This is a genomic window from Bisgaardia hudsonensis (genome assembly GCF_004345785.1).
Taxonomy (GTDB): domain Bacteria; phylum Pseudomonadota; class Gammaproteobacteria; order Enterobacterales; family Pasteurellaceae; genus Bisgaardia; species Bisgaardia hudsonensis.
This window is the reverse complement of record NZ_SLXI01000007.1, coordinates 37,441-61,741: the sequence shown is the minus strand read 5'-3', so window position 1 is coordinate 61,741 and position 24,301 is coordinate 37,441. Positions and strand designations below refer to the sequence as shown.

Annotated in this window: 26 protein-coding genes; 20 read left to right on the top strand and 6 right to left on the bottom strand. The window is 31.0% G+C overall.

Translation table 11 applies throughout. From position 1 onward, the window contains the following. Positions 1 to 214: 214 nt before the first annotated feature. From EV697_RS08930 to bamJ, 4 genes are all read right to left on the bottom strand, one after another. Positions 215 to 505, bottom strand: a complete 291-nt coding sequence (locus EV697_RS08930) for a DsrH/TusB family sulfur relay protein (RefSeq protein ID WP_132024804.1) — start codon at positions 503 to 505, stop codon at positions 215 to 217. 14 nt (positions 506 to 519) lie between these two features. Then, entirely contained in the window at positions 520 to 879 is a 360-nt protein-coding gene (gene tusC / locus EV697_RS08925; RefSeq protein WP_176672804.1) for a sulfurtransferase complex subunit TusC, read from the bottom strand. Beyond that, positions 879 to 1,259: a sulfurtransferase complex subunit TusD gene (gene tusD / locus EV697_RS08920; protein ID WP_132024800.1), complete on the bottom strand. Its 381-nt coding sequence runs from the start codon at positions 1,257 to 1,259 to the stop codon at positions 879 to 881. Before tusD ends, tusC begins: the two co-directional genes overlap by 1 nt. Before the next feature lie 241 nt (positions 1,260 to 1,500). Continuing rightward, positions 1,501 to 2,187 carry a BamJ family beta-barrel-assembly machinery protein gene (gene bamJ, locus EV697_RS08915; RefSeq protein ID WP_132024798.1) on the bottom strand — a complete coding sequence of 229 codons (687 nt, stop codon included), beginning with the start codon at positions 2,185 to 2,187 and terminating at the stop codon, positions 1,501 to 1,503. A gap of 101 nt (positions 2,188 to 2,288) precedes the next feature. Between bamJ and EV697_RS08910 the strand changes: the two genes are divergently transcribed. Next, a complete protein-coding gene (locus EV697_RS08910; RefSeq protein WP_132024796.1) occupies positions 2,289 to 2,510 on the top strand; it encodes a SlyX family protein in 222 nt (73 codons plus the stop codon). A gap of 54 nt (positions 2,511 to 2,564) precedes the next feature. Here the strand turns inward: EV697_RS08910 and EV697_RS08905 are convergent, their stop codons facing one another. Beyond that, entirely contained in the window at positions 2,565 to 3,290 is a 726-nt protein-coding gene (locus tag EV697_RS08905; protein ID WP_132024794.1) for a glutathione peroxidase, read from the bottom strand. 175 nt (positions 3,291 to 3,465) lie between these two features. On the opposite strand from EV697_RS08905, the gene oxyR reads away from it, so the two are divergent. The 13 genes from oxyR (at position 3,466) to EV697_RS08840 (ending at position 15,143) form a co-directional block, all read left to right on the top strand. After that, the gene (gene oxyR / locus EV697_RS08900; protein WP_132024792.1) at positions 3,466 to 4,362 is read left to right on the top strand and encodes a DNA-binding transcriptional regulator OxyR; all 897 of its coding nucleotides are present in this window, start codon (positions 3,466 to 3,468) and stop codon (positions 4,360 to 4,362) included. Positions 4,363 to 4,382: 20 nt separating this feature from the next. Beyond that, a complete protein-coding gene (gene fabR, locus EV697_RS08895) occupies positions 4,383 to 5,009 on the top strand; it encodes an HTH-type transcriptional repressor FabR (RefSeq protein WP_132024790.1) in 627 nt (208 codons plus the stop codon). A gap of 501 nt (positions 5,010 to 5,510) precedes the next feature. After that, a complete protein-coding gene (mnmG, locus tag EV697_RS08890; RefSeq protein ID WP_132024788.1) occupies positions 5,511 to 7,400 on the top strand; it encodes a tRNA uridine-5-carboxymethylaminomethyl(34) synthesis enzyme MnmG in 1,890 nt (629 codons plus the stop codon). Next, on the top strand, positions 7,400 to 8,038 hold the full coding sequence (gene rsmG, locus EV697_RS08885) for a 16S rRNA (guanine(527)-N(7))-methyltransferase RsmG (protein ID WP_132024786.1): 639 nt from the start codon (positions 7,400 to 7,402) through the stop codon (positions 8,036 to 8,038). The genes mnmG and rsmG overlap by 1 nt, the downstream gene beginning before the upstream one ends. 137 nt (positions 8,039 to 8,175) lie before the next feature. After that, the gene (locus tag EV697_RS10105; protein ID WP_132024784.1) at positions 8,176 to 8,547 is read left to right on the top strand and encodes an ATP synthase subunit I; all 372 of its coding nucleotides are present in this window, start codon (positions 8,176 to 8,178) and stop codon (positions 8,545 to 8,547) included. Positions 8,548 to 8,580: 33 nt separating this feature from the next. Then, positions 8,581 to 9,369: a F0F1 ATP synthase subunit A gene (gene atpB / locus EV697_RS08875; protein ID WP_132024783.1), complete on the top strand. Its 789-nt coding sequence runs from the start codon at positions 8,581 to 8,583 to the stop codon at positions 9,367 to 9,369. 95 nt (positions 9,370 to 9,464) lie between these two features. Then, positions 9,465 to 9,719, top strand: coding sequence for a F0F1 ATP synthase subunit C (gene atpE / locus EV697_RS08870; protein ID WP_132024781.1), 255 nt, complete (start codon positions 9,465 to 9,467; stop codon positions 9,717 to 9,719). Positions 9,720 to 9,793: 74 nt separating this feature from the next. Continuing rightward, positions 9,794 to 10,264 (top strand): F0F1 ATP synthase subunit B, encoded by a 471-nt coding sequence (gene atpF, locus EV697_RS08865; RefSeq protein ID WP_132024779.1) that lies wholly within the window; start codon positions 9,794 to 9,796, stop codon positions 10,262 to 10,264. A gap of 14 nt (positions 10,265 to 10,278) precedes the next feature. After that, positions 10,279 to 10,827, top strand: coding sequence for a F0F1 ATP synthase subunit delta (atpH, locus tag EV697_RS08860; RefSeq protein ID WP_132024777.1), 549 nt, complete (start codon positions 10,279 to 10,281; stop codon positions 10,825 to 10,827). A 12-nt stretch (positions 10,828 to 10,839) separates the two neighbouring features. Then, entirely contained in the window at positions 10,840 to 12,381 is a 1,542-nt protein-coding gene (atpA, locus tag EV697_RS08855) for a F0F1 ATP synthase subunit alpha (RefSeq protein ID WP_132024775.1), read from the top strand. A gap of 28 nt (positions 12,382 to 12,409) precedes the next feature. Further along, entirely contained in the window at positions 12,410 to 13,279 is an 870-nt protein-coding gene (atpG, locus tag EV697_RS08850; RefSeq protein WP_132024773.1) for a F0F1 ATP synthase subunit gamma, read from the top strand. A 19-nt stretch (positions 13,280 to 13,298) separates the two neighbouring features. Then, a complete protein-coding gene (atpD, locus tag EV697_RS08845) occupies positions 13,299 to 14,672 on the top strand; it encodes a F0F1 ATP synthase subunit beta (RefSeq protein ID WP_132024771.1) in 1,374 nt (457 codons plus the stop codon). A 42-nt stretch (positions 14,673 to 14,714) separates the two neighbouring features. Further along, on the top strand, positions 14,715 to 15,143 hold the full coding sequence (locus EV697_RS08840) for a F0F1 ATP synthase subunit epsilon (RefSeq protein ID WP_132024769.1): 429 nt from the start codon (positions 14,715 to 14,717) through the stop codon (positions 15,141 to 15,143). 67 nt (positions 15,144 to 15,210) lie between these two features. On the opposite strand, the gene EV697_RS08835 is transcribed toward EV697_RS08840, so the two are convergent. Next, positions 15,211 to 16,236 (bottom strand): extracellular solute-binding protein, encoded by a 1,026-nt coding sequence (locus EV697_RS08835; protein ID WP_418883963.1) that lies wholly within the window; start codon positions 16,234 to 16,236, stop codon positions 15,211 to 15,213. A gap of 218 nt (positions 16,237 to 16,454) precedes the next feature. Here EV697_RS08835 and EV697_RS08830 point away from each other — a divergent pair, with 218 nt between their 5' ends. The 6 genes from EV697_RS08830 (at position 16,455) to EV697_RS08805 (ending at position 24,271) form a co-directional block, all read left to right on the top strand. Continuing rightward, positions 16,455 to 17,750, top strand: a complete 1,296-nt coding sequence (locus EV697_RS08830; protein ID WP_132024765.1) for an NAD(P)/FAD-dependent oxidoreductase — start codon at positions 16,455 to 16,457, stop codon at positions 17,748 to 17,750. A gap of 160 nt (positions 17,751 to 17,910) precedes the next feature. Beyond that, positions 17,911 to 19,401, top strand: a complete 1,491-nt coding sequence (locus EV697_RS08825; protein ID WP_236824057.1) for a surface lipoprotein assembly modifier — start codon at positions 17,911 to 17,913, stop codon at positions 19,399 to 19,401. A gap of 231 nt (positions 19,402 to 19,632) precedes the next feature. Beyond that, on the top strand, positions 19,633 to 20,400 hold the full coding sequence (locus EV697_RS08820) for an energy transducer TonB (protein WP_132024763.1): 768 nt from the start codon (positions 19,633 to 19,635) through the stop codon (positions 20,398 to 20,400). Positions 20,401 to 20,423: 23 nt separating this feature from the next. Next, complete coding sequence (locus tag EV697_RS08815) at positions 20,424 to 21,095, top strand: MotA/TolQ/ExbB proton channel family protein (RefSeq protein ID WP_132024761.1); 672 nt, start codon at positions 20,424 to 20,426, stop codon at positions 21,093 to 21,095. Next, entirely contained in the window at positions 21,095 to 21,508 is a 414-nt protein-coding gene (locus EV697_RS08810; protein ID WP_132024759.1) for an ExbD/TolR family protein, read from the top strand. Before EV697_RS08815 ends, EV697_RS08810 begins: the two co-directional genes overlap by 1 nt. Positions 21,509 to 21,538: 30 nt before the next feature. After that, the gene (locus EV697_RS08805) at positions 21,539 to 24,271 is read left to right on the top strand and encodes a transferrin-binding protein-like solute binding protein (RefSeq protein ID WP_132024757.1); all 2,733 of its coding nucleotides are present in this window, start codon (positions 21,539 to 21,541) and stop codon (positions 24,269 to 24,271) included. Positions 24,272 to 24,301: the final 30 nt, after the last annotated feature.

The window sequence follows — 24,301 nt, the reverse complement described above, 5'->3', positions numbered from 1 at the left end:
TGAGTATTTACATTGTATCAAAAAAAAATTTTTTTTAATGCCTATTTTAATAAAAAACTTACTTTTAAATAAAAAAAAACCATATTTGTGATTTAAATCAAATATTAATAACATAATAAAAATATTTAATTTTATTTAAAAATAAATTAACAAATAAGAAAATTATTTAAATAAAATTTAAATAACAAACAACAAAAATTAAACAAATTATCATTTATAAACAAATTTGAGGAAAATAATTTATTGTTATGTCCACAATATCATCTAAAGCAACTAATTTTAGCTTATTAGAATATAAATCTTTTGAATAACGCAAATTTCTTGCATCAACATCATTTTTAAAAATGCCTATATTGCAGTTTAAAGATAATAAAAAGGATTGATATTTAATAGGAAATAAAACGCCATCTTGCCAAAAAAGAATATAATCATCAGATTTAATTTCTTTAAATAAATGAATTAACTCTTTTTCAGAATAATTTGCTTGAGAAAATGTATATAACATATAAAACCTTTATATTAGAATGTAAGCACTTTTTCTGCTAATTTAACTTTTTTGATTAATGATGAACGATCAATTTTTTTACAAGAAAGAATAAAATCTGTGTCATCTAATCCATATTGCTGCAATGTATTTTCACAAATATAACGATTTTCTATATCATATAAATCTAATAATTTTAGTGATTGAGTAAAGTCTTTCTGTAAAATAAGAGTTGGATTTTGATTGGCTATTAAATTAAAAATACCATCATCTATAAAAAAAACTGCTATTTCATCTTCATTACAAAATGCCGTAGCTGCTAATAAAGTATCAATCCCCTCTCTACTAATAGAAGACCCATAAGGCGCTTGACGAAAAATAAAAGCGAGTTTAATCATAATGTAATTACTCGATCTGCTTCTAAAATAGATTTCATAAATTCTCCTAATCCAGCGAATACAAAACCTTCTGCTAAATTATTTTGATTAGGAATAAATGATGTAGAAGAATCAACTATTCCTCGACGTTGTGAAGCAGCAATACATAAATGTAAAGGTATGGAAAAGTCTTTGCTTAATTGTTGCCAATGTTTAAGCAAATTAAATTCATCATTAGCGGGATAAGTAAAAGCATTTCCATTATAGGAGCCATCTTGAAAGAAAAAAACTTGAGTAAGTTGATGACCTTTTGCCAAAAGAGTTTTAGCAAACTGATAAGCAAGAAAACTACCTTGCTTACCATAACTAGGTGATTTTACAGCAAGAACATAACGCATATTTATATAAAAATTATCCTATAAATAACCACACTTTTTAAAATAAATAATTAATGATCATTTTCACATAAATCTGTTTTATCATTATAAGATCCCCCGCTATCTAAACAACTATCTTTAGCATCGCAAGATAACAGCAAAGAAATTAAAGCTAAAATAATTAAATACTTTTTCACTTAATTACCTACTATGTAAGAACAAAATCTTATTTATTACAAAAAAGTTCGGTTATTTTTTCTTATTATTTACCAGTTACTACATCTAAAATTTCAACTTCAAAATGTAAAGTTGAATTAGCAGGAATAGGTCCATTATCTTGATCACCATAAGCTAAATCAGCAGGAATAACTAATTCAATTTTAGATCCTTTTTTAGCTAGTTGCAGACCTTCTGTCCAACCTTTAATAACTTGATCGAGTTTAAATTCCACAGGATCACGGTTCAATGAAGTATCAAAAACCGTTCCATCTGCAAATTTCCCTGTATAATGAACTTTCACCATATCAGTTGCTTTAATTGGATTACCTTCTCCTTCTTTTTCAATACGGTATAAAAGACCTGATGCGGTTTTCTTTACCCCTTTTTTCTTAGAAAATTCAGAGATTAATTTTTCATTACTTGCTTTAACTTTTTCAGCCTGAACAGATTTTACTTTTGATGCAATTTCATCTAATACTGATTTAATTTGTTCATCTGTCAAATCTTGTTTACCATTTAAAGCATCTTTAACACCAGCCAAAATACGATCATTACTATAATTCACTACATCTTTGTGTTCAGCAATAACCCCTTGGAAAAAACTCTTTGCAGCCGCATAACCTAAAGTATAAGAGGCTTCATCATCGAATTTTTTATCCGCCAAAACACCTTGAGAAATAACCGCACTTATTAATAATGCCATAGTAGAAATTTTTTTAATTTTTAACATTTATTGCTTTCCTTACTTTATAATAAAAAATAATATGAAATAGATTAAATTGTATTTAAGTAATATACAACCTTTTATTTTTAATTAATAAGGAATAATCAATGCAAAATACTCAAGATTTAGAACAACGAATAGCAGAATTAGAAATGAAAATATCTTTTCAAGAACAAACAATAGATGAATTAAATCAATCTGTAATTGCTCAACAATTTATAGTAGATAAGCTACAAACTCAACTGCATTATTTAGCAAAAAAAATGAAAGATTTACAACCTTCTAATATAGCTAATCAATCAGAAGAAACGCCACCACCACATTATTAAAAATAAAAAAGGGATATCCTAGAATATCCCTTATAAAAATAAATAGTAATATGATTAAGCGAAATATTTTTCTAAATCTTCGCTACCACCAATGTATTCACCACCAATAAATACTTGTGGCACACTTGTTTTACCTGTAATAGCACGAACGGAAATAGTACTTGCATCACGACCTAAAACAATTTCTTCAAATGTATATTCTTTTGCTTTTAATAATGCTTTTGCTTTAGCACAGAAAGGACAACCAGGTTTAGTAATAATACTTACCGAAGGTTTTGCTTTCCAATCTGGTTTTAAATATCTAATCATCGTATCGGCATCAGATACTTTGAATGGATCGCCTGGTTCTTGTGGCTCAACAAACATTTTTTCTACAACACCATTTTTAACAAGCATAGAATAACGCCATGAACGTTTACCAAAACCAAGATCTTCTTTACCAACAAGCATTCCCATACCATCAGTAAATTCACCATTACCATCAGGAATAACTGTAATATTTTCAGCTTCTTGATCTGCTTTCCAAGCATTCATAACAAATGTATCATTTACAGACATACAAATAATATTATCAACACCTAATGCTTTAAATTCACAAGCTAATTCATTATAACGTGGTAAATGAGTAGATGAACAAGTTGGTGTAAACGCTCCTGGTAATGAAAATACAACTACTGTCTTATTATCAAATAATTCTGCACTAGTTATATCTACCCAAGCATCACCTTGACGAGTACGAAATGTTACTTGAGGAACTTTCTTTCCTTCCATTGTAATCATATTATTTTCTCCTATAATCTTAATAAATTAGAATGTTATATCTCATAACACCTGTTAATTATATAAAAAAAAATGTTATAGTTACAAAAATTAAAACTATTTAATTAATTATTTTTTTCTATAAAATAATTAATTGATTAAATTTAAATACCTAAACAAAAAAGAGACATAAAAAATGAATATTCGTGATTTAGAATATCTTGTATCACTATCTGAATATAAACATTTTAGAAAGGCAGCTGATGCTTGTAATGTGAGTCAACCAACATTAAGTGGACAAATTCGTAAATTGGAAGATGAACTTGGTATAATTTTACTTGAAAGAACCAGTAGAAAAGTACTATTTACCCAATCAGGATTATTACTAGTTGATCAAGCCAAATCCATTTTAAGTGAAGTTAAATTACTAAAAGAAATGGCAAGTAATCAGGGTAAAGAAATGACAGGTCCCTTACATATAGGAATAATTCCTACTTTAGGACCTTATTTATTACCTTATATCATACCTATTTTAAAAAAAGATTTCCCAGGTATTGAATTATTTTTATATGAAGCTCAAACAAATAGATTACTCGAAAAACTTGAATCAGGGCAATTAGATTGCGCTATTCTAGCCTCAGTATTAGAATCTGAATCTTTTATTGAAATACCCATTTTTAAAGAAAAAATGTTAATCGCTGTTTCAGATAATCATCGTTGGTCAAAAGAAAAATCAATACCTTTAGAAAGACTTAAGGGCAAAGAAATATTAATGTTAGACGATGGACATTGTTTAAGAGGTCAAGCATTAGGATATTGTTTTGCTGCTGGAGCAACAGAAAATCCTCATTTTAAGGCAACTAGTTTAGAAACACTGCGTAATATGGTTTCAACAAATGTAGGAATAACCTTAATGCCCGAGTTAGCAATTTTAAATGAAAAAGAACGAACAGGAGTAAAATATATTCCTTGTTCTGATCCACAACCATCAAGAAATATTTCTCTTGTATATAGACCAGGATCACCTTTAAGAAGTCGCTATGAACGTATAGCAAAAACAATAAGTGCAATAATAAAACCAGTACTTAGTTGAAGAATCAGAGAATAATTAAAATGGTAGGAATTAGAGCTATTCAAAAAGAAAAAACACGTAAGGCCGTTGTTAATGCCGCTTTTAAACAACTTACTGCCGAAAAAAGTTTTTCTAATTTAAGTTTACGTGAGGTAGCAAGAGAAGCAGGAATAGCTCCTACATCCTTTTATAGACATTTTAAAGATATGGATGAATTAGGCTTAGAAATGGTTGATGAAGCAGGACTCACTCTTCGTCAATTAATGCGTCAAGCAAGAAAACGTATCGAAAATGGTGGAAGCGTTATCAATATATCTGTTGAAACATTTTTTGAATTTATTACTAATAATCCGAATATATTTAGGCTATTATTAAGAGAAAGTTCTGGCACTTCGCAAGCATTTCGCACTGCAGTTGCTCGAGAAATTAAGCATTTTATTGATGAACTTACAGAATACATATCTTATAAAAATAATTATTCTAAACATATAGCTTATATTCAATCAGAAGGTATAGTTACCCTTGTTTTTACAGCTGGTGCAACCGCATTAGATCTTAGCAAAAAAGAACGTGAATTACTCAAAGAAAGAGTTATCATACAGCTAAAAATGCTTGCTAAAGGTGCTATTCTACTAGCACAAAATGAACATAAAAAACAACCAAAATAGTTTTCAGTTCAATAATTATTCAATTAATTCCCTCTTAAAATAGTAATAAATTTATTTAAAAGAAGAATAAACACTCAATTATAGGTTGTAATTCACCCCCTCCTAAAATAATAAAATAAAATTCACTTGTGGATAACTAGTTAATTTAACTGTTAGTAACCTATGTTTATTATAATAATAAAAATAGTATCAATTATATATGTGTATAACTTAGCAATTTATCCACAACAAAAAAGATCATATAATGGCTGATATTAACAACTAAAAAGATCACTTAAGATCTTAATAAAAAAAGTAAAATTAAGTTTATACATAAAGATCGTGATCCTAATAATAACAATAATAGATCTCTATATATAGAAAAAGATCTTATATTAATAAGTAAGGATCTTTTTTAAAGATCTAAATGATCTTCAGAAAATTCTTTATTTCAAGATCATCTAAAATTAAGGTAAAATGATCACATTAAATTTAACAAAGATCCTAAAGTAAAAGGTTATTATGTTTTACAACGAAAATTATGATGTAATTGTTATTGGTGGTGGACATGCTGGAACAGAAGCAGCACTTGCACCAGCAAGAATGGGATTAAAAACATTATTACTTACACACAATATTGATACCCTTGGTCAAATGTCTTGTAATCCTGCAATTGGTGGTATAGGAAAGGGACATTTGGTAAAAGAAATTGATGCTATGGGTGGTATTATGGCTATGGCTACTGACCAAGCAGGTATTCAATTTCGAACATTAAATAGCAGCAAAGGACCAGCGGTAAGAGCAACAAGAGCCCAAGCAGATCGTGTTTTATATCGTCAAGCCATAAGAATAGCCTTAGAAAACCAGCAAAATTTAGATATTTTTCAACAAGAAGTTACCGATATTATTTTAGATCAAGATCGTGTTTCGGGTGTTGAAACTAAAATGGGATTAAAATTTAGATCTAAAACTGTGATCCTAACGGCAGGTACTTTTTTAGCGGGTAAAATCCATATTGGGCTAGAAAATTATACAGGTGGGAGAGCCGGTGATCCTGCCGCGGTTAATCTAGCTACTCGTTTAAGAGAACTTAATTTACGTGTTAACCGCTTAAAAACAGGAACGCCACCACGTTTAGATGCAAGAACTATTAACTTTGATATTCTTGCTAAACAATATGGCGATCAAGAATTACCTGTATTTTCATTTATGGGATCGCTGGATCAACATCCAAAACAGATCCCTTGTTATATAACACACACCAATGATCAAACTCATAATGTGATCCGTAATAATTTGGATCGTAGTCCAATGTATACAGGGATCATTGAAGGAATAGGTCCACGTTATTGTCCTTCTATCGAAGATAAAGTAATGCGTTTTGCTGATCGTCATTCTCATCAAATTTATCTTGAACCTGAAGGTTTAACTAGTAATGAAATTTACCCAAATGGTATTTCAACAAGTTTACCTTTTGATGTGCAAATGAAAATAGTAAATTCGATGAAAGGATTAGAAAATGCACGTATTATCAAACCAGGTTACGCCATAGAATATGATTATTTTGATCCTAGAGATCTCAAACCTACTTTGGAAACAAAATCAATTAGAGGTTTATTTTTTGCAGGACAAATAAATGGTACAACAGGTTATGAAGAAGCGGCAGCTCAAGGATTACTTGCTGGAATTAATGCTGGATTATTTGTACAAGAAAAAGAGGCTTGGTATCCACGTCGTGATCAATCTTATACGGGAGTATTAGTTGATGATCTCTGTACGCTTGGCACAAAAGAACCTTATCGTGTTTTTACTTCTCGTGCTGAATATCGTTTATTACTTCGTGAAGATAATGCTGATATTCGTTTAACGCCAATAGCTCATCAATTAGGATTAATTGATGAAAAACGTTGGACTCGTTTTAATCAAAAAATGGAAAATATCGAATTAGAAAGACAACGTTTACGCCAAATTTGGATACACCCAAATTCTGAATATTTACAAGAAACTAATCAAGTATTAAGTAGTCCATTAACTCGAGAAGCAAGTGGCGAAGATTTATTAAAACGTCCTGAAATTAATTATAAAATTTTGACCGCACTTACAGCTTTTAAACCAGCAATGGAAGATAAAGAAGCTGTTGAACAAGTTGAGATAGCAATTAAGTATCAAGGTTATATAGAACATCAACAAGAAGAAATTGAACGTCATAAACGTCACGAAAATACAACTATACCAAGTGATTTTGATTATGCTTTAGTTTCAGGATTATCTAATGAAGTGCGAGCTAAATTAATGGAACATAAACCAGTTTCTATTGGGCAAGCAAGCCGTATTTCAGGGGTTACACCAGCTGCAATTTCAATATTATTAGTCAATCTTAAAAAACAAGGAATGTTAAAACGTGGTGAATAATGACTAACTTAGAAAATCAATTAACTGAAAAATTAGAAAGTTTAGTAAATAAGACCGCACTTTCTATAACCGATCAGCAAAAAGAACAATTAGTTAAACTTGTTTTATTATTGAATAAATGGAATAAAGCTTATAACTTAACATCGGTTAGAGACCCAATGGATATGTTGGTAAAGCATATTCTGGATAGCATTGTTGTTAGTCCTTATTTACAAGGTAAAACTTTTATTGATGTAGGAACAGGCCCTGGTTTACCAGGATTACCTTTAGCTATTATCAATCCAGATAAAGAATTTGTCTTGTTAGATAGTTTAGGGAAAAGAATCAGTTTTATTCGTAATGCTATTCGTGAATTAGGATTAACCAATGTAAAACCCGTATTAAGTCGAGTAGAAGAATATACAGTACAACAATTTGATGGCATTATTAGCCGTGCTTTTGCTTCTCTCAAAGATATGACGGATTTATGTCAACATTTGCCTAATGAAAATGGCATATTTTATGCATTAAAAGGACAAATTCATTTAGATGAAATTAGTCAAATATCTAAAATTTTTAAAATACAGGATCAAATTAAATTATATATACCAGATCTTATAGGTGAGCGTTATTTAGTTTTGTTAAATAAAAGTGAATAAAAAGTAAAGTTTTTTATAAATTTATTTTAAAATTGTGATTTATTTAACACTTTTGAACTTGTTTTAAGTTGAATAGCAAAAAAACTAGCGTATAATTAATTGAATTTTTTGATTCAAAATTAATTTAGACGGTTAATATGTCCATAGTAATAAAAAAAACACAAGAGAAATATAAGTTAATTTTGACTTTTCAGGTTGTTGTTTTTGTTATAACTTTAGGAATATATTTTCTTTGGCAAAATAGTTTAATTCTTTCGTTTTTTTTAGGAGGAATATCTGTTTTCTTGCCATATTGTTTATTTGTATTATTTGTTTTTTTTAGTAAACAAAGTACGGTAAATCCGTTAAAAAAACTATATTTAGGTGAGTTGATAAAGTTTGTTGTTACTATTTTATTAATTATAATTATCTTAAAGTTTTTTTCGGTAGATACCATCACTTTTTTTATGGGTTATATAGTAAGTATATTACTCAATAATCTACTACCTTTTTTGGTAAAGAGAAACTGAGTGTTTAGTTTTAAATAGCAAAGGATATAAACTATGTCTGGTTATACAACGGCTGATTATATTAGTCATCATTTAACATTCCTTTCTACTGGTGATAGTTTTTGGAGTGTTAATCTTGATACCCTATTCTTTTCTTTGGCTTCAGGAATTTTATTTCTTTTCTTTTTTTACCGAGTTGCTAAAAAGTCAACCTCGGGAGTTCCTGGTAAATTACAATGTTTAGTTGAAATTTTAGTTGAATGGGTTGATGGAATAGTAAAGGATAATTTTTATGGTCCTCGCCATATTATAGCCCCTTTAGCATTAACTATTTTTTGCTGGGTTTTTGTTATGAATGCAATAGATTTAGTACCTGTGGATTTCTTACCTCAGTTTGCTAATTTATTTGGTATTCATTATTTAAGGGCGGTACCGACAGCAGATATAAGTGCTACATTAGGTATGTCTATTTGTGTTTTCTTTCTAATTATTTTTTATACAATTAAATCAAAAGGGATTAAAGGTTTTGTAAAAGAATATACATTACATCCTTTTAATCACTGGCTGTTTATTCCTATCAATTTTATTTTAGAATTTGTAACATTGTTAGCTAAACCTATTTCTCTTGCATTTCGTTTATTTGGTAATATGTATGCTGGTGAATTAATCTTTATTTTAATTGCCGTTATGTATTCTGGGAATATGTTTATCTCTACATTAGGTATCCCATTACATTTTGCTTGGGCGGTATTTCATATTTTAGTTATTACTTTGCAAGCTTTTATTTTTATGATGTTGACTATTGTTTATTTGAGTATTGCTTATAATAAGAGTGAACATTAATAATTTATTAATAAAGTTTTTTACTTTATTGATAGGTATATAGTTATTTTAACCGGCCACTTGGCTACTTTTAAAAACCTTAATTGGAGAATATTATGGAAAATGTAATTACAGCAACTATTATTGGCGCATCAATCCTGTTAGCTTTTGCCGCTTTAGGTACAGCTATAGGCTTTGCTATTCTTGGTGGGAAGTTTTTAGAGTCATCAGCTCGTCAACCAGAGCTAGCAAATAGTTTACAGACTAAAATGTTTATCGTAGCAGGTCTTTTAGATGCTATTGCTATGATCGCTGTTGGTATTTCACTATTATTTATTTTTGCTAATCCATTTATCGGATTACTACAATAATTGTTGGTATTAGCCATTTTTTTAAGATTACTCTATATCATAGGGTATTAGACGATAATTATTAAGGAGGGGTTGTGAATTTAAACGCAACACTTGTTGGTCAACTTATTACATTTGCTATTTTTGTAGCTTTTTGTATTAAATATGTTTGGCCTCCAATTATCAAGGCTATTGAAGAACGTCAGAGTCAAATAGCAAATGCTCTAGCTTCTGCAGAGGCGGCTAAAAAAGAGCAAAGTGAAACTCAGGCTCAATTAGAACAAACAATTACTGAAGCAAAAGTTAAAGCACAAGAAATTATTGATTTAGCAAATAAACGTCGTAATGAAATTTTAGATGAAGTTAAAACTGAAGCTGAAGGGCTAAAAGCTAAAATTATTGAACAAGGTTATGCTGAAATTGAAAGTGAGCGTAAACGTGTTCAAGAAGAATTACGAGTTAAAGTGGCCTCTCTTGCCGTTGCTGGTGCTGAGAAAATAGTCGGTCGCACAGTTGATGAAGCTGCAAATAGCGATATCATTGATAAATTAGTTGCAGAACTATAAGGAAGGTTGGGCTTATGTCAGAATTAACTACAATAGCTCGTCCTTATGCTAAAGCAGCATTTAATTTTGCAGTAGAACAATCTAGTAATGACAAAAGTGCGGTAGAAAAATGGGCAGAAATGTTAAATTTCTTATCTGTTGTTGTTGAAGATGAGAATGTAAAAATATTTTTAACTAGTTCTATCTCTGCAAGTAAATTAGCTGACTTTGTCATTTCAATTTGTGGCGAACAACTTGATCAATATGGGCAAAATCTTGTTCGGTTAATGGCAGAAAATAAGCGTTTGTCAGTAGTTCCTGCTGTATTTGAAGAGTTTCAACATTATGTCGAAGAATATCGATCTGTAACAGAAGTTGAAGTTATTTCAGCGCAACCATTAAACAATGAACAACAACAAAAAATTGCAAATGCAATGGAAAAAAGACTTACTCGTAAAGTTAAATTAAATTGCAGTGTGGATAGTTCATTAATTGCTGGCGCTATTATTCGTACTGATGATTTTGTCATTGATGGAAGTAGTAAAGGACAACTTACACGTCTTGCAAATGAGCTGCAATTATAAGAGGAATAGAAGATGCAACTAAATTCTACAGAAATTAGTGAATTGATTAAAAAACGTATTGCCGATTTTAATGTGGTAAACGAAGCTCGTAATACAGGAACCATTGTTTCTGTTAGTGACGGTATTATTCGTATCCACGGTTTAAGCGATGTAATGCAAGGTGAAATGATTGCATTACCTGGTAATCGTTATGCTATGGCACTTAATTTAGAAAGAGATTCTGTTGGTGCGGTAGTTATGGGACCTTATGCTGATTTAGCAGAAGGTATGGAAGTTCAATGTACAGGTCGTATTCTTGAAGTTCCAGTTGGAAAAGGATTATTAGGGCGTGTTGTAAATACTTTAGGGCAACCTATTGACGGAAAAGGTGAAATTGATAATGATGGTTTCTCCCCTATTGAAGTTATTGCACCAGGTGTTATTGAGCGTAAATCAGTAGATCAACCAGTACAAACAGGATATAAGGCCGTTGACTCAATGGTTCCAATTGGTCGTGGTCAACGTGAATTAATTATAGGTGATCGTCAAACAGGTAAAACAGCATTAGCAATAGATGCGATTATTAATCAACGTGATTCAGGTATTAAATGTATCTACGTTGCCATTGGTCAAAAAGCATCAACAATAGCTAATGTGGTGCGTAAACTAGAAGAACATGGTGCATTACAAAATACAATTGTTGTTGTGGCATCAGCATCAGAATCAGCGGCTTTACAATATTTAGCGCCATATTCTGGTTGTGCTATGGGTGAATATTTCCGTGACCGTGGTGAAGATGCTTTAATCGTTTATGATGATCTATCAAAACAAGCAGTCGCATATCGTCAAATTTCATTATTATTACGTCGTCCACCGGGTCGTGAAGCATTCCCGGGAGATGTATTCTATTTACATTCTCGTTTATTAGAGCGTGCATCTAGAGTAAATGAAGAATATGTTGAATGTTTCACTAAAGGTGAAGTGAAAGGTAAAACAGGTTCTTTGACTGCTCTTCCTATCATTGAAACTCAAGCTGGTGATGTTTCAGCGTTTGTACCGACTAATGTTATTTCTATTACAGATGGTCAGATATTCCTAGAATCTAATTTATTTAATTCTGGTATTCGTCCAGCGGTAAACCCAGGTATTTCTGTATCTCGTGTTGGTGGGGCGGCTCAAACTAAGATTATCAAAAAATTAGCTGGTGGCATTCGTACTGCATTAGCACAATATCGTGAATTAGCTGCCTTTGCACAATTTGCTTCAGATCTTGATGAAGCAACACGTAAGCAATTATCTCATGGTCAAAAAGTAACAGAACTATTAAAACAAAAACAATATTCACCATTAAGTGTTGCTCAACAAGCATTAATATTGTTTGCCGTAGAATTTGGTTATTTAGATGATGTAGAACTTAATAGAATAGGTTCTTTTGAATCAGCTCTTTTAGAATACGCTAACCATAACAATGCAGAATTTATGGCTGAATTAACTAAAACTGGTGCTTATGATGATCAAATTAAAGATACATTGAAAGGCATAGTAGATAGTTTTAAAGCAAATAGTGCTTGGTAGGTTAATTGTTAATTGATGGAGAAATAAAATGGCTGGTGCAAAAGAGATAAAAACCAAAATTTCCAGTGTGCAAAGTACTAAAAAAATTACTAAAGCAATGGAAATGGTTGCTGCATCGAAAATGCGTAAAACGCAAGATCGAATGTCATCTTCGCGCCCGTATTCTGAGGCAATACGAGCTGTAATTAGCCATATCTCAAAAGCTAATGTGAGTTATAAACATCCGTTTTTGGTTGAGAGAGAAATTAAGAATGTTGGTGTTCTTGTTATTTCTACCGATAGAGGTTTATGTGGTGGTTTAAATATAAATCTCTTTAAAACAACCCTAAATGAAGTTAAGGAAATGAAAGAAAAAAATATTAAAGTATCGCTTGGTTTAATTGGTTCTAAGGGTATTAGTTTCTTTCGTTCTTTAGGTCTTGATATAAAAGGTCAACATTCAGGAATGGGTGATACACCAAAAGTGGAAGAGCTTATCGGTTTAGCGAATCAAATGTTTGATGCTTATAAAAAAGGCGAAATAGATGCTATCTATATTGTTTATAATAAGTTTATTAATACTATGTCGCAAAAGCCTACGTTTGAAAAACTAGTTCCTTTACCTGAATTGGCAAATGATAATTTAGGTGAGAATAAAAATATTTGGGATTATATCTATGAGCCTGATCCACAGGTATTATTAGATAGTTTATTAGTTCGTTATTTAGAATCTCAAGTTTATCAAGCCGTAGTTGAAAATTTAGCTTCTGAGCAAGCAGCTCGAATGGTGGCGATGAAAGCAGCAACAGACAATGCAGGTAATTTAATTAAGGACTTGCAGTTGGTGTATAATAAAGCTCGTCAAACAAGTATTACAAATGAATTAAATGAAATTGTTGCAGGTGCTGCAGCAATTTAATCAAAATAGAGGATCGGTAATGGCAACTGGAAAAATTGTACAAATCATCGGTGCGGTTATTGACGTTGAATTTCCACAAGATGCAGTACCAAGAGTATATGATGCCCTCAATGTTGAAGGTGGCTTAGTGCTTGAAGTTCAACAGCAATTAGGTGGCGGTATGGTTCGTTGTATCGCAATGGGTTCATCAGATGGTTTAAAACGTGGATTAACTGTAACTAATACGGGTAACCCAATTTCTGTTCCTGTAGGAACAAAAACACTTGGTCGTATTATGAATGTATTGGGTGAACCAATAGATGAATTAGGTCCAATTGGAGCTGAAGAAAATTGGTCAATTCACCGAGCAGCTCCTACTTATGAAGAACAATCAAATAGTACAGAACTTTTAGAAACAGGTATCAAAGTTATTGACTTGATTTGTCCGTTTGCTAAAGGGGGTAAAGTTGGTTTATTTGGTGGTGCTGGTGTTGGTAAAACCGTTAATATGATGGAATTAATCCGTAATATTGCAATAGAACACTCAGGTTATTCTGTTTTTGCTGGTGTTGGTGAACGTACTCGTGAGGGTAATGATTTCTACCATGAAATGACAGATTCTAAAGTACTTGATAAAGTATCGCTAGTATATGGTCAAATGAATGAGCCACCAGGTAACCGTTTACGTGTTGCATTAACAGGTTTGACTATGGCGGAGAAATTCCGTGAAGAGGGTCGCGATGTATTATTCTTTGTGGATAATATTTATCGTTATACCTTAGCAGGGACAGAAGTATCAGCTTTATTAGGTCGTATGCCGTCAGCAGTAGGTTATCAACCAACTCTTGCTGAAGAAATGGGCGCGCTTCAAGAGCGTATTACTTCAACTAAGACTGGATCTATTACATCGGTTCAAGCGGTTTATGTACCAGCAGATGACTTAACTGACCCATCTCCTGCAACAACTTTTGCTCACTTAGATTCAACTGTAGTATTAAGCCGTCAGATTGCATCATTAGGGATTTATCCTGCAGTTGACCCATTAGATTCAACTTCACGCCAGTTAGATCCTTTAGTGGTTGGTCAAGAGCATTATGATGTTGCTCGTGGTGTTCAAGGTATTTTGCAACGCTATAAAGAATTAAAAGATATTATTGCAATTCTTGGTATGGATGAACTTTCAGAAGATGATAAATTAGTGGTAGCTCGTGCACGTAAAATTGAGCGTTTCTTATCACAACCATTCTTCGTTGCAGAAGTCTTTACTGGATCGCCAGGTAAATATGTATCATTAAAAGATACTATTCGTGGTTTCAAAGGTATTTTAGATGGTGAATACGATCATATTCCAGAACAAGCGTTCTATATGGTTGGTTCAATTGATGAAGTGCTAGAAAAAGCCAAAAAAATGTAATCACTTCAAGACTGATTTACAGCAAACTTGAAGGAGAATAAAATGGCTACATTAAAATTGACAGTAGTAAGTGCAGAAGAGAGTATTTTTACAGGTAATGTAAAAAGTATTCAGGCGACGGGTATTGAAGGTGAGCTTGGTATTTTGCCAGGGCATACTCCATTACTTACATCGATTAAACCTGGTATTGTTAAATTGACTCTTGAAGATAATACCGAAGAAGTTATCTATGTTTCAGGTGGTTTTTTAGAAGTTCAACCGACAATCGTTACTGTTTTAGCTGATGTTGCTATACGTGGTGAAGAACTTGATGGTGAACGTATTTTAGCTGCTAAACGCCGAGCTGAAGAAAATATTACCACTAAAGTTGTTGATGCTAATTATGAAATGTTAGCAGCTAAACTTTCAAGAGAATTAGCAAAACTTCGTGCTTACGAGTTGACGGAAAAATTAGTGAAAAATAAACGCTAAAATTTGACCGCTCTTATGTAATAAAAAACCACCTATTAGGTGGTTTTTTATTGTGTCTAAATAAAAACTAATTCGCTTTTAATTTATTCCAATATTTTTCGTAAATTTCAATAGCACTACCTACATCACCTTGAAGAATACCTTTTTCTATTTCGTCTGATGGTGGAAATAAAACAGGATTATTTGCTATTTCAGGTGATAATAATGCTTGGACACCTTTGTTTGGCATTGAAAATCCCATTCGTTCTACAACGATTTTTGCATTTTTAGGTCGAAGTAAGAAATCAATAAATTTATAGGCATTTTCAGTATTTTTTGCCGTGCTTGGAATAGCATAGCTATCCATCCAAAAAATAGCCCCCTCTTTAGGATAAACAAATTTTATATTTTTATTTTCTTTTGCTGCAAGATAGGCAGATCCATTCCAAATCATTCCAAGAGCAACTTCGCCTTGTACATAGGGTACTTCAGGTGAATCAGAATTAAAAATTAGTACATTTGGAATGAGTTTTATCAATGATTCATAAGCATCTTTTATTTCTTGCTCATTGGTGGTGTTAGGTGATTTTCCATTGAGCAATAGACTAATATGAAATACTTCTCTCGCATCATTAGTCAGTAATATTTTGCCTTTATATTCAGGTTTCCATAAATCAGACCAACTTGTAATTTTTGTTGTATCTATTTCTTCGGCATTTACCGCAAGTCCAGTCATTCCATAAACATAAGGTAAAGAATATTTGTTATTAGGATCGAAATCTTTATTTAATAAGTGTTCAGGTAATTGTTTGAAGTTAGTTAATTTACTATGATCAAGTTCTTTTAACATTCCTTCTTTTGCCATCTTGTTTACATAATAACTTGATGGAAAAATAAGATCATATCCGCCATCTTCTGAAAGTAGTTTTAGTTTTGCATACATTTCTTCATTACTTTCAAAGGTAGAATAAATAACCTCTATCCCTGTTTCTTTTGTAAACTCAGCTATAACATCAGAGGGAACATAGTCCGTCCAGTTATAAACATAAAGTTTTTCGTTTGCAAAACTGAGAGAAGAAAAAGAAAGGATAGAAAGAATAGAAAATGATTTTATTAAATTAGAAAGCGTTTTTTTCAATTTATTGTTCTCCAAAGCCCTTTTATAGGCAGTAAAGTGCGGTAAAAAATTTTTATATAATATATTTAATTATATAAAAATACTAAGTTGAATTATCAACTTCTCGGGCAGTATAGCAGAAAAAAATAGATTTAAAAAATTGACATCTTTTATAAAGGGAGTAATATCGCAAAAAAATTTTTTTAACGGATTTTATGCTTAATTTTTCACATCAAGAACATATCAAAACTTATTATTCAGATACCAGAAATATTCATTTTAAATTACCCTCTCTATTAAATAAAGATTCTGCTGATGTTTGTATCATTGGTGCGGGATTTTTTGGACTATCTACAGCTCTTGAATTAGCAGAACAAGGTAAAAAGGTTATAGTGTTAGAAGGTGCTAGAATTGGATTTGGTGCATCTGGTCGTAGTGGTGGTCAAGCTATAAATGGTTTTGAAGATAGTATTGATGAATATATTGATCAAATAGGATTTGAAAATACTAAAAAACTTTGGGATATGTCTTTAGAAGCCATTGATATTATAGATGAACGAATAAAAAAATATAATATTGAATGTGATTGGAAAAAAGGTTATGCAACGTTAGCATTAAATTCTCGTAGAATGGACGATTTAATTGCATTAGAAAAAACAACAAGAGAAACTTTTGGTTATACCAATATGCAATTATGGGATAAAGCTAAGTTAGAGCAACATTTAGGGAGTAAAATTTATCAAGGTGCATTATTTGATAGCAATTCAGGCCATTTACATCCATTGAATTATTGTCTTGGTTTAGCAAAAGCTTGTTTGGATCTCGGTGTAAAAATTTATGAACAATCCCCCGTTGTTGATCTAATTGAAAAATCATCATCTTTGGAAATTCAAACAGATAATTCTTCCGTAATAGCTAAAGATGTTGTAATAGCAACAAATGCTTATGTTATTAATTTACCACAAAAAATTACTAAAGGTATCAAAAGAAAAATTCTGCCAGTTGATAGTTTTATTATTGCTACTGAGCCATTGGAACAAAAGTTAGCAGATAGTTTAATAAATAATGGAATGTCTGTTTGTGATAGTAATTATTTGTTGGATTATTATCGATTAAGTGCTGATAATCGTCTTTTATTTGGTAGTGATTCCAGCTCTAATAAGAATATGAAAGAAATTATGCGAAAGAATATGTTAAAAGTTTTCCCTCAGCTAGAGAATATAAAAATAGATTATGGGTGGGGAGGACCAATTGATATGACTATTAATGCTAACCCTCATTTTGGGCGTATTTCTAAACATATTTATTTTGCTCAAGGTTACTCTGGACACGGTGTGGCATTAACTGGATTAGCTGGTCGTATTATTGCTGAAGCTATATTAGGTAATGATGAGCGATTAGCTATTTTTGAAAAACTTAAAGTTCCATCTATTTTCGGTGGAAAATTAGTAAAAAAAATAGCTCTATTTATAGGCACTAATTATTATCATTTTTTAGATAAATATCGTTAGTTAATTATTTTTTATATTAGTTTGTATCAGTAAAATGAAAATTTGTAGCTATCTTTATTATAATAAGTAATTTAACTTGAAGGTGTTTTTAAAGAAATGTAAACTATTCTCATTTATTAAAATAAGCTATCTTTGATAGCTTTCTTTTTGAGTAATTATTATGATGGCAAAAAAATATGTAAAAAAATTTATCTTTTCAACTTTAGTAATAGCAATGGCTAGTACAGCATTTGCCAATCAAGAACAACAACGAGTCAATGAACATCTAGCTGATCAACGTATTCAAGATGAACTTTATCCTAAACATCAAAATAATTTCAAAACATCAATAAATAGAGATATATTTAAAAAGAATACGAATAATTTGAATAGACTTGTAATATCAAAGGAGGAGCTTACAACTCGTCCTGACTTGGTTATTAGAGGGTTATTGGCTGCAGTAAAACAAGGAAACACAGATAATGTTGCACTACTTTTTCCTATTTATCAAAAGTTTCCAAGCAAATTTAAGGATACAATTCTAACTCAATGGGCTGAGGCTATTTTAGCAAAAAATGAACAAAATTATGATTTATCAATTCGCTCGTACCGTAAATTACTATCTACAACTCCCCATATCTTACCTGCACAATTACAGTTAGCAATCGTACTATTTGAGAATAATGAGTTAGAGGCAGCTGAAAATCAGTTTTATAAGTTACGTGCTGAACCTATTCCGAATGAATTACAATTATTGATTATAAAATATCTCAATGCTATTCAACAACGAGATCGTTGGACATTTAGTGGAGGGGTAACTTATTTAAATGATCCAAATATCAATAATGCCCCTAAATCAACAATTATTCATCAAGGTTCTGGAATATTAAAAGCAGAGCCTGCCGAGTCAGCGGAAGGAATTGGTTTTAATTTTGATATTGGTAAAAAATGGTCTTGGAGAGATGGTTTTTTTAATGATCTTAATTTGAGTACCGATGGAAAATATTATTGGAATAATAAAAAATATAACGAAGTTTCAATTAGTGGTCGTTTAGGTATCGGATATCAAAATGGTAAAATGTTATTTTCTATTTCTCCATTTATGACACAAGTTTTATATGGAGGAGGATCAAAAAATAGTGAAACGCTTAAACGTTTTTCTAAATCAACAGGCATAACACTTAATTTTAATTATTGGCTTTCACCAAAATGGCAATTTACAAATAGTTATGAATATGCAGAGCAACGCTATTCTACTCGCAAACATTTAAATGGTAATTATCATTCTATATCAACTGGCTTAATTTTTTATGCTAATGCACAACGACGTTTATTTACAAATTTAAATTATCAAAGAAATGCAGCTCGTGATAAAGATGATAGTTTTTTCCGTCGAGGAATAACATTGGGCTGGCTTGAAGAATGGAATAAAGGATTATCTACTCGTTTTTCTGCAAGTCTTGCTCAAAAACGTCACAAAGGACCGATACCATTTTTTGGTGTTATTCAACGTAAAGAATATGGATTTCAAGCGTCTGTTTGGCATCGAGCGGTACATTATTGGGGGATAACCCCTCGTTTAACTTATAGTTTTAATAAAACTCGGGCAAATCATCCGTTTTATAGTTATGACAAACATAAAGTATTTATTGATTTTAGCAAACAGTTTTAAAAATTTATAGAAATAATAAAAACCATAGAAAAAAGATATATGTTTTTCTATGGTTTTAAAGTATTTTTTCATTTTTCCACAAATAATTCGATATTTAATTCATTTTATAAAAAACCATACTTTACATATAAATATTTAAATTATAAAATATTTATAGTAATGATAATGATTGTTATTTGTTTCGATCGTTATTTTTTATAAATGATATTTAATAGACAAGGTTAAATGTTAATGAAAGAGAGTAGAATTAGTTCTTTTTTTATTATTTTAGTAGTACTTTTTCTTCATTTGATTTTGGGGTGGTTATTAGCACAAGCATCTTTTCAAAAAGTTAAAATTGATGATTTTTTGGAAACTTTACAGATGGTAGAAGTGAATTTAGGCGTGCCTGAATCTTCTCCTATCATCGAAGAAGAAATAAAAATTGAAGAACCTGAATTACCTAAACCTCAACAAGAGGTCATAGCGACAAAAGTTGAAACAGAGGCTGATATAGTAAATAAACTAGAACCAGTAAAACCCGAAGAAGAAAAAAAACCACCAAAGCCCAAACCTAAGCCTAAAAAAGTTGAAAAAAAAGTTAAAGCGCCAATAAAAAAAGATATTGTTAAAAAAGTAGAAAAATCAAATGTTAATCAAACTGCCCCAAATGGACCTGTTGGACAAGCAAATGGCGTTAAGGGTAGTCAATCTACACAAGGGAATGGCAATAAAAATGCTTCCTTAGGAGCGGGATATGGAAATGCTATGCGTGGAGTTTGTTCTGATCTTTCTGATGAAGCTGATGATGAAGGACGAGTCAAATTAAAGGTAACGATAAGTGAAAATGGTAAAGCTCAAAATGTTCAAGTTATATCATCATCAGGTATTAAACGCTTAGATAATCAAGCAAAACGTATAGCATCAAATCACACTTATAGCCCTGCAAAATTAAATGGTAAAGCTGTAGTAGCTGATGTGGTATTTTCAATTAATTTTAAATGCGGTAATGCCGCTTAATTTTATTTATTAGAGGTCTTATTATGGATTTATTTCATCTTTTAGAACAACAAGATATGGTATTACGAATCTCTTTTTCTATTTTAATTTTGATGAGTATTATATCTTGGAGCATTATTTTTATTCGTTTACTTAAATTAGTAGGTATGAAGGGTAAAAATAAGAAAATGCTTAATGCTTTTTGGCAATCGAATAATATAAAAGAGGCACAAGAAAAAGCTGATAAAGATCGTTCTGTTATATCTTCAGTTTTAAGAAAAGTATTACCAAGTTATTTAAAATATCAACAAAATAAAACCGCAGTTGTAGGTTTACAGGCTCAACTCTCTCTCAAAGATTATCTTACATTAAATATTAGCAATGCTATTACACAAACAATTCGTCCTTTTGAATCAGGATTAGTTGCGTTAGCCTCTATTGGTGCAGTTGCTCCCTTTATTGGTTTATTTGGTACTGTTTGGGGAATATTTAATGCATTAATGGATATTAGTCAACAAGGACAAGTAAGTATAGCGACTGTTTCAGCACCAATTGGTGAGGCTTTAGTTGCAACAGCAATGGGTTTATTCGTTGCTATCCCTGCGGTATTAGCTTATAACGCAATAACTCGTTTAAATCGTAATATCTCTCAAGATTTAGATTCTTTTGCTCACGATTTATATATTTATTTATTAAATCATCAGGAGAATAAATAATGGCATTTGGTTCATTTAATCAATCTTCTGATAACAATGTGATGTCAGAAATTAATGTTACCCCTCTTGTTGATGTTATGTTGGTGTTGTTGATTGTTTTTATGATCACTATGCCGATTTTAACTCAATCTATCCCACTAGAACTACCTACAGCAAATGTGGCTCAGAAAGATGAGCCTAAAAATATTGCTAGAGTGGCTATAAATTTATCTGGTACTTATCTTGGCGAAAAAATAGTAACTGATGAAGAGTTAAAGGACTATTTTGTTCAACAATTTAATCAAGATAAAGATACGGTTGTGGCAATTTCTGCTGATGTTGCAGTGGAATACCGTAATATCGTTAAAGTATTAGAATCTGCCCAAAATTCAGGTTTGAAAAAAATTGGTTTTGTAACCGTTAATGAAAAATAATTTCCCTCATTTTATAGGAGCTTTAATCTCGTGAATATTCCATTTAAAAAGAAAGCATTAGTCATAATATTTCCTGTATTATTAACAGCTTGTGCTGGTGGTGGCAGTTTTGATTCTAATATAGTGCCTGAAATAAATAAAAATACTGAATCATCTCAAGATAGTAAAAAGATTATAAAAGAGGGATCTACAAAGAAAGTTGAAGATCTCTATTTAGGTTATCAAGTTTCTCTTGTTAGACGAAATATAGCCACCCATAAAGATGGTAAATTAAATGAGGAAAAAATTAAGGTTTACCACGTACGCACTGGTACAGAGAATGGTAGTGGACTCTTTTTAGAGGAAGAAATTGCACAGAATGAGCAAAAACTATCTTTACAAAATAGACAAGGAAGAATAGGTAAAGCATTCATTTTAACTCGAGATGATAGAAAACAAGGTTTTAAACATATTAGCTTAGGTTTTGAAGATTATAATGAATTAGGTGAACCAGAGGAAAAGGGGCTTAAAGGGAAAGAAGATATTTTAAGAACAGGTCCAACAGGAACGCTTTATTATCAAGGAGAAAATGCATCAAAAACTATTCCTAACCAAGGAAATGTTTCATATAAGGGAATTTGGCATTTTGCAACAGATGCTAAACAAGGTAGAGATACAAATACTAGTTCAGCAATTGATACCATTGGTGGTGGATTTGGAGATAAATATAGCGCTACTTCAAATAGAGAACAAAGTACAGCTGGTACTAATGGTGTAATATATAATAGTGAATTTGAAGCTAATTTTAATGATAAAAAATTAACCGGAAAACTTAATAAAACAACAAGAGAAGGTAACCGAGAAATCTATTCTATTGATAGTAAGATAGAGAAAAACCATTTTAATGGTAAAGCAATAGCATTATCTAAAGATGATAAAGATTTTGGTAAATTTTTTGGTTCAGATTCAAATTCTGTTATAGGTGGTTTTTTTGGTGATAATGGTGAAGAACTTGCTGGTAGTTTTTTAGCAGATGATAGCAGTATTTTTGTTGTTTTTGGTGCTTCATCTGGAAATATAAATACTTCAAATAAAGGTAAAGATCTTTTTGATGCATTTACAATCAACTATGAAAATAATGAGAATTTTCCTAATGTGGAAAATTTGGAGAGTTTTCACAATATTTCAAAATTAATTATAGATGGTAAAGAAATACCATTGGAAAATAATATATCAAGTACTCTACCTTCGGGAGATAGTATTCAGGGACATTCAACACAGTTAGATTACACTTCATTTGGAAGTTATAGTTATTCTAAAAAACAAAATAATAAAATGGAGAATAAAGCTAAGGAAAATGTATCGAAAACAGATGAACCTAATGTAAAAGATATTATTAATGAACAAATTAAGGGTATTGTAGATAATACTCTTTTATATTGGTTAGTTATGAATATAGAAGAAGATACTGAAGAATATATAGAAGAAGATACTGAAGAAAGTGCGGAAGAATATATAGAAGAAAAGGATTATACTGATGTTGATAATGAAATTAACAATCAGAAAATTAATCCAAAATATATTTTAGATTTTTTAGATAATAATGAAGAATATGTTCTTGATATAGTGAAAGACCTTAATGGAGATGAGAGTACTGAAGGTTATAAAAAGCCTCTTCAGACTCTGAAAGAACATATTAGGAACTTTACTCCTTCTTCTACAACTAAAAATGAACAAGATTACATTAATGATTTTTATAAAAAGAAAGAGAATGATTTTATATACGCAGAAGATGGAATTGCTCGTAATATAAATATTTCTCAACAAGATCTTAAAGAAAAATTAGCAAAAAATAATAAGCTTAATAAAAAACGTGTTGTTGCTGAGTTAGATAGTATTATAAAGACTAAAAAAGAGTTTGATGCTCAATATAATGAAAGAAAAAAAATTGATTATGATTTGAAAAAAGCGAAATATTTGAGAGATGAATTTAATAGTGATGCTGTAAATAAAGAAGGAAAAACATTAGCTCAACTTCAAAATGAAATAAGAGAATTAGAAAACAAGCAAAATACATTAGATGAGAAAATTGGAGTATCTAATGGAAAATATAAGGATATAGATCTTGATACGATTAATCTTGAAAATTTAACATTAATTAGAAATGAGGTTAATGATTTTAAATTACCAATCGATCCATCTGGAAAACATTTCTTCGTTCAAGGAATTCCAACCGAAGTTGGTAATATGCCAAAAATTGAACAAGGATTAGTCGTTAAATATGATGGTTCTTGGGAAGGTAGTTTCTGGAAAGAAGGTCAAACAGAGTTTAACTTACCAAATTCAAGTGAAAAGGATCAAAATAAAGCTAAATTTACAGTTGATTTTAATGACAAACTTCTAGAAGGGCAATTAGGACGCGGTTCAAGTTTTGATAGTCAGTATGTTCAAATTAATGCCAAGATAGATGGAACATCATTTAATGGGGTTGCAAATACCAGTTCTAGTGGACTTGATCCTGATAGTAAAAATTATCTGAAATTAACTAAAGAAAATGGAAAAATCACGGAAGATAAAATAATTAAATTCACAAATGCGCCTGTAACAGGAAAATTTTATGGACCTCATGCTGAAGAATTAGCTGGTAGTTTTTACTATAAAGAAAATAATAGTAAAGGAATGGGGGTATTTGGTGCTAAGAGAGTTGGGGAGCCTGAAAAAGGAACAGTAATTCCAATAGAGGAAGATAATTCTGAAGTTTTGGAAACCCCATTAGAAAATTAAATTAACTAGCATTGACCATAGATAATAAGG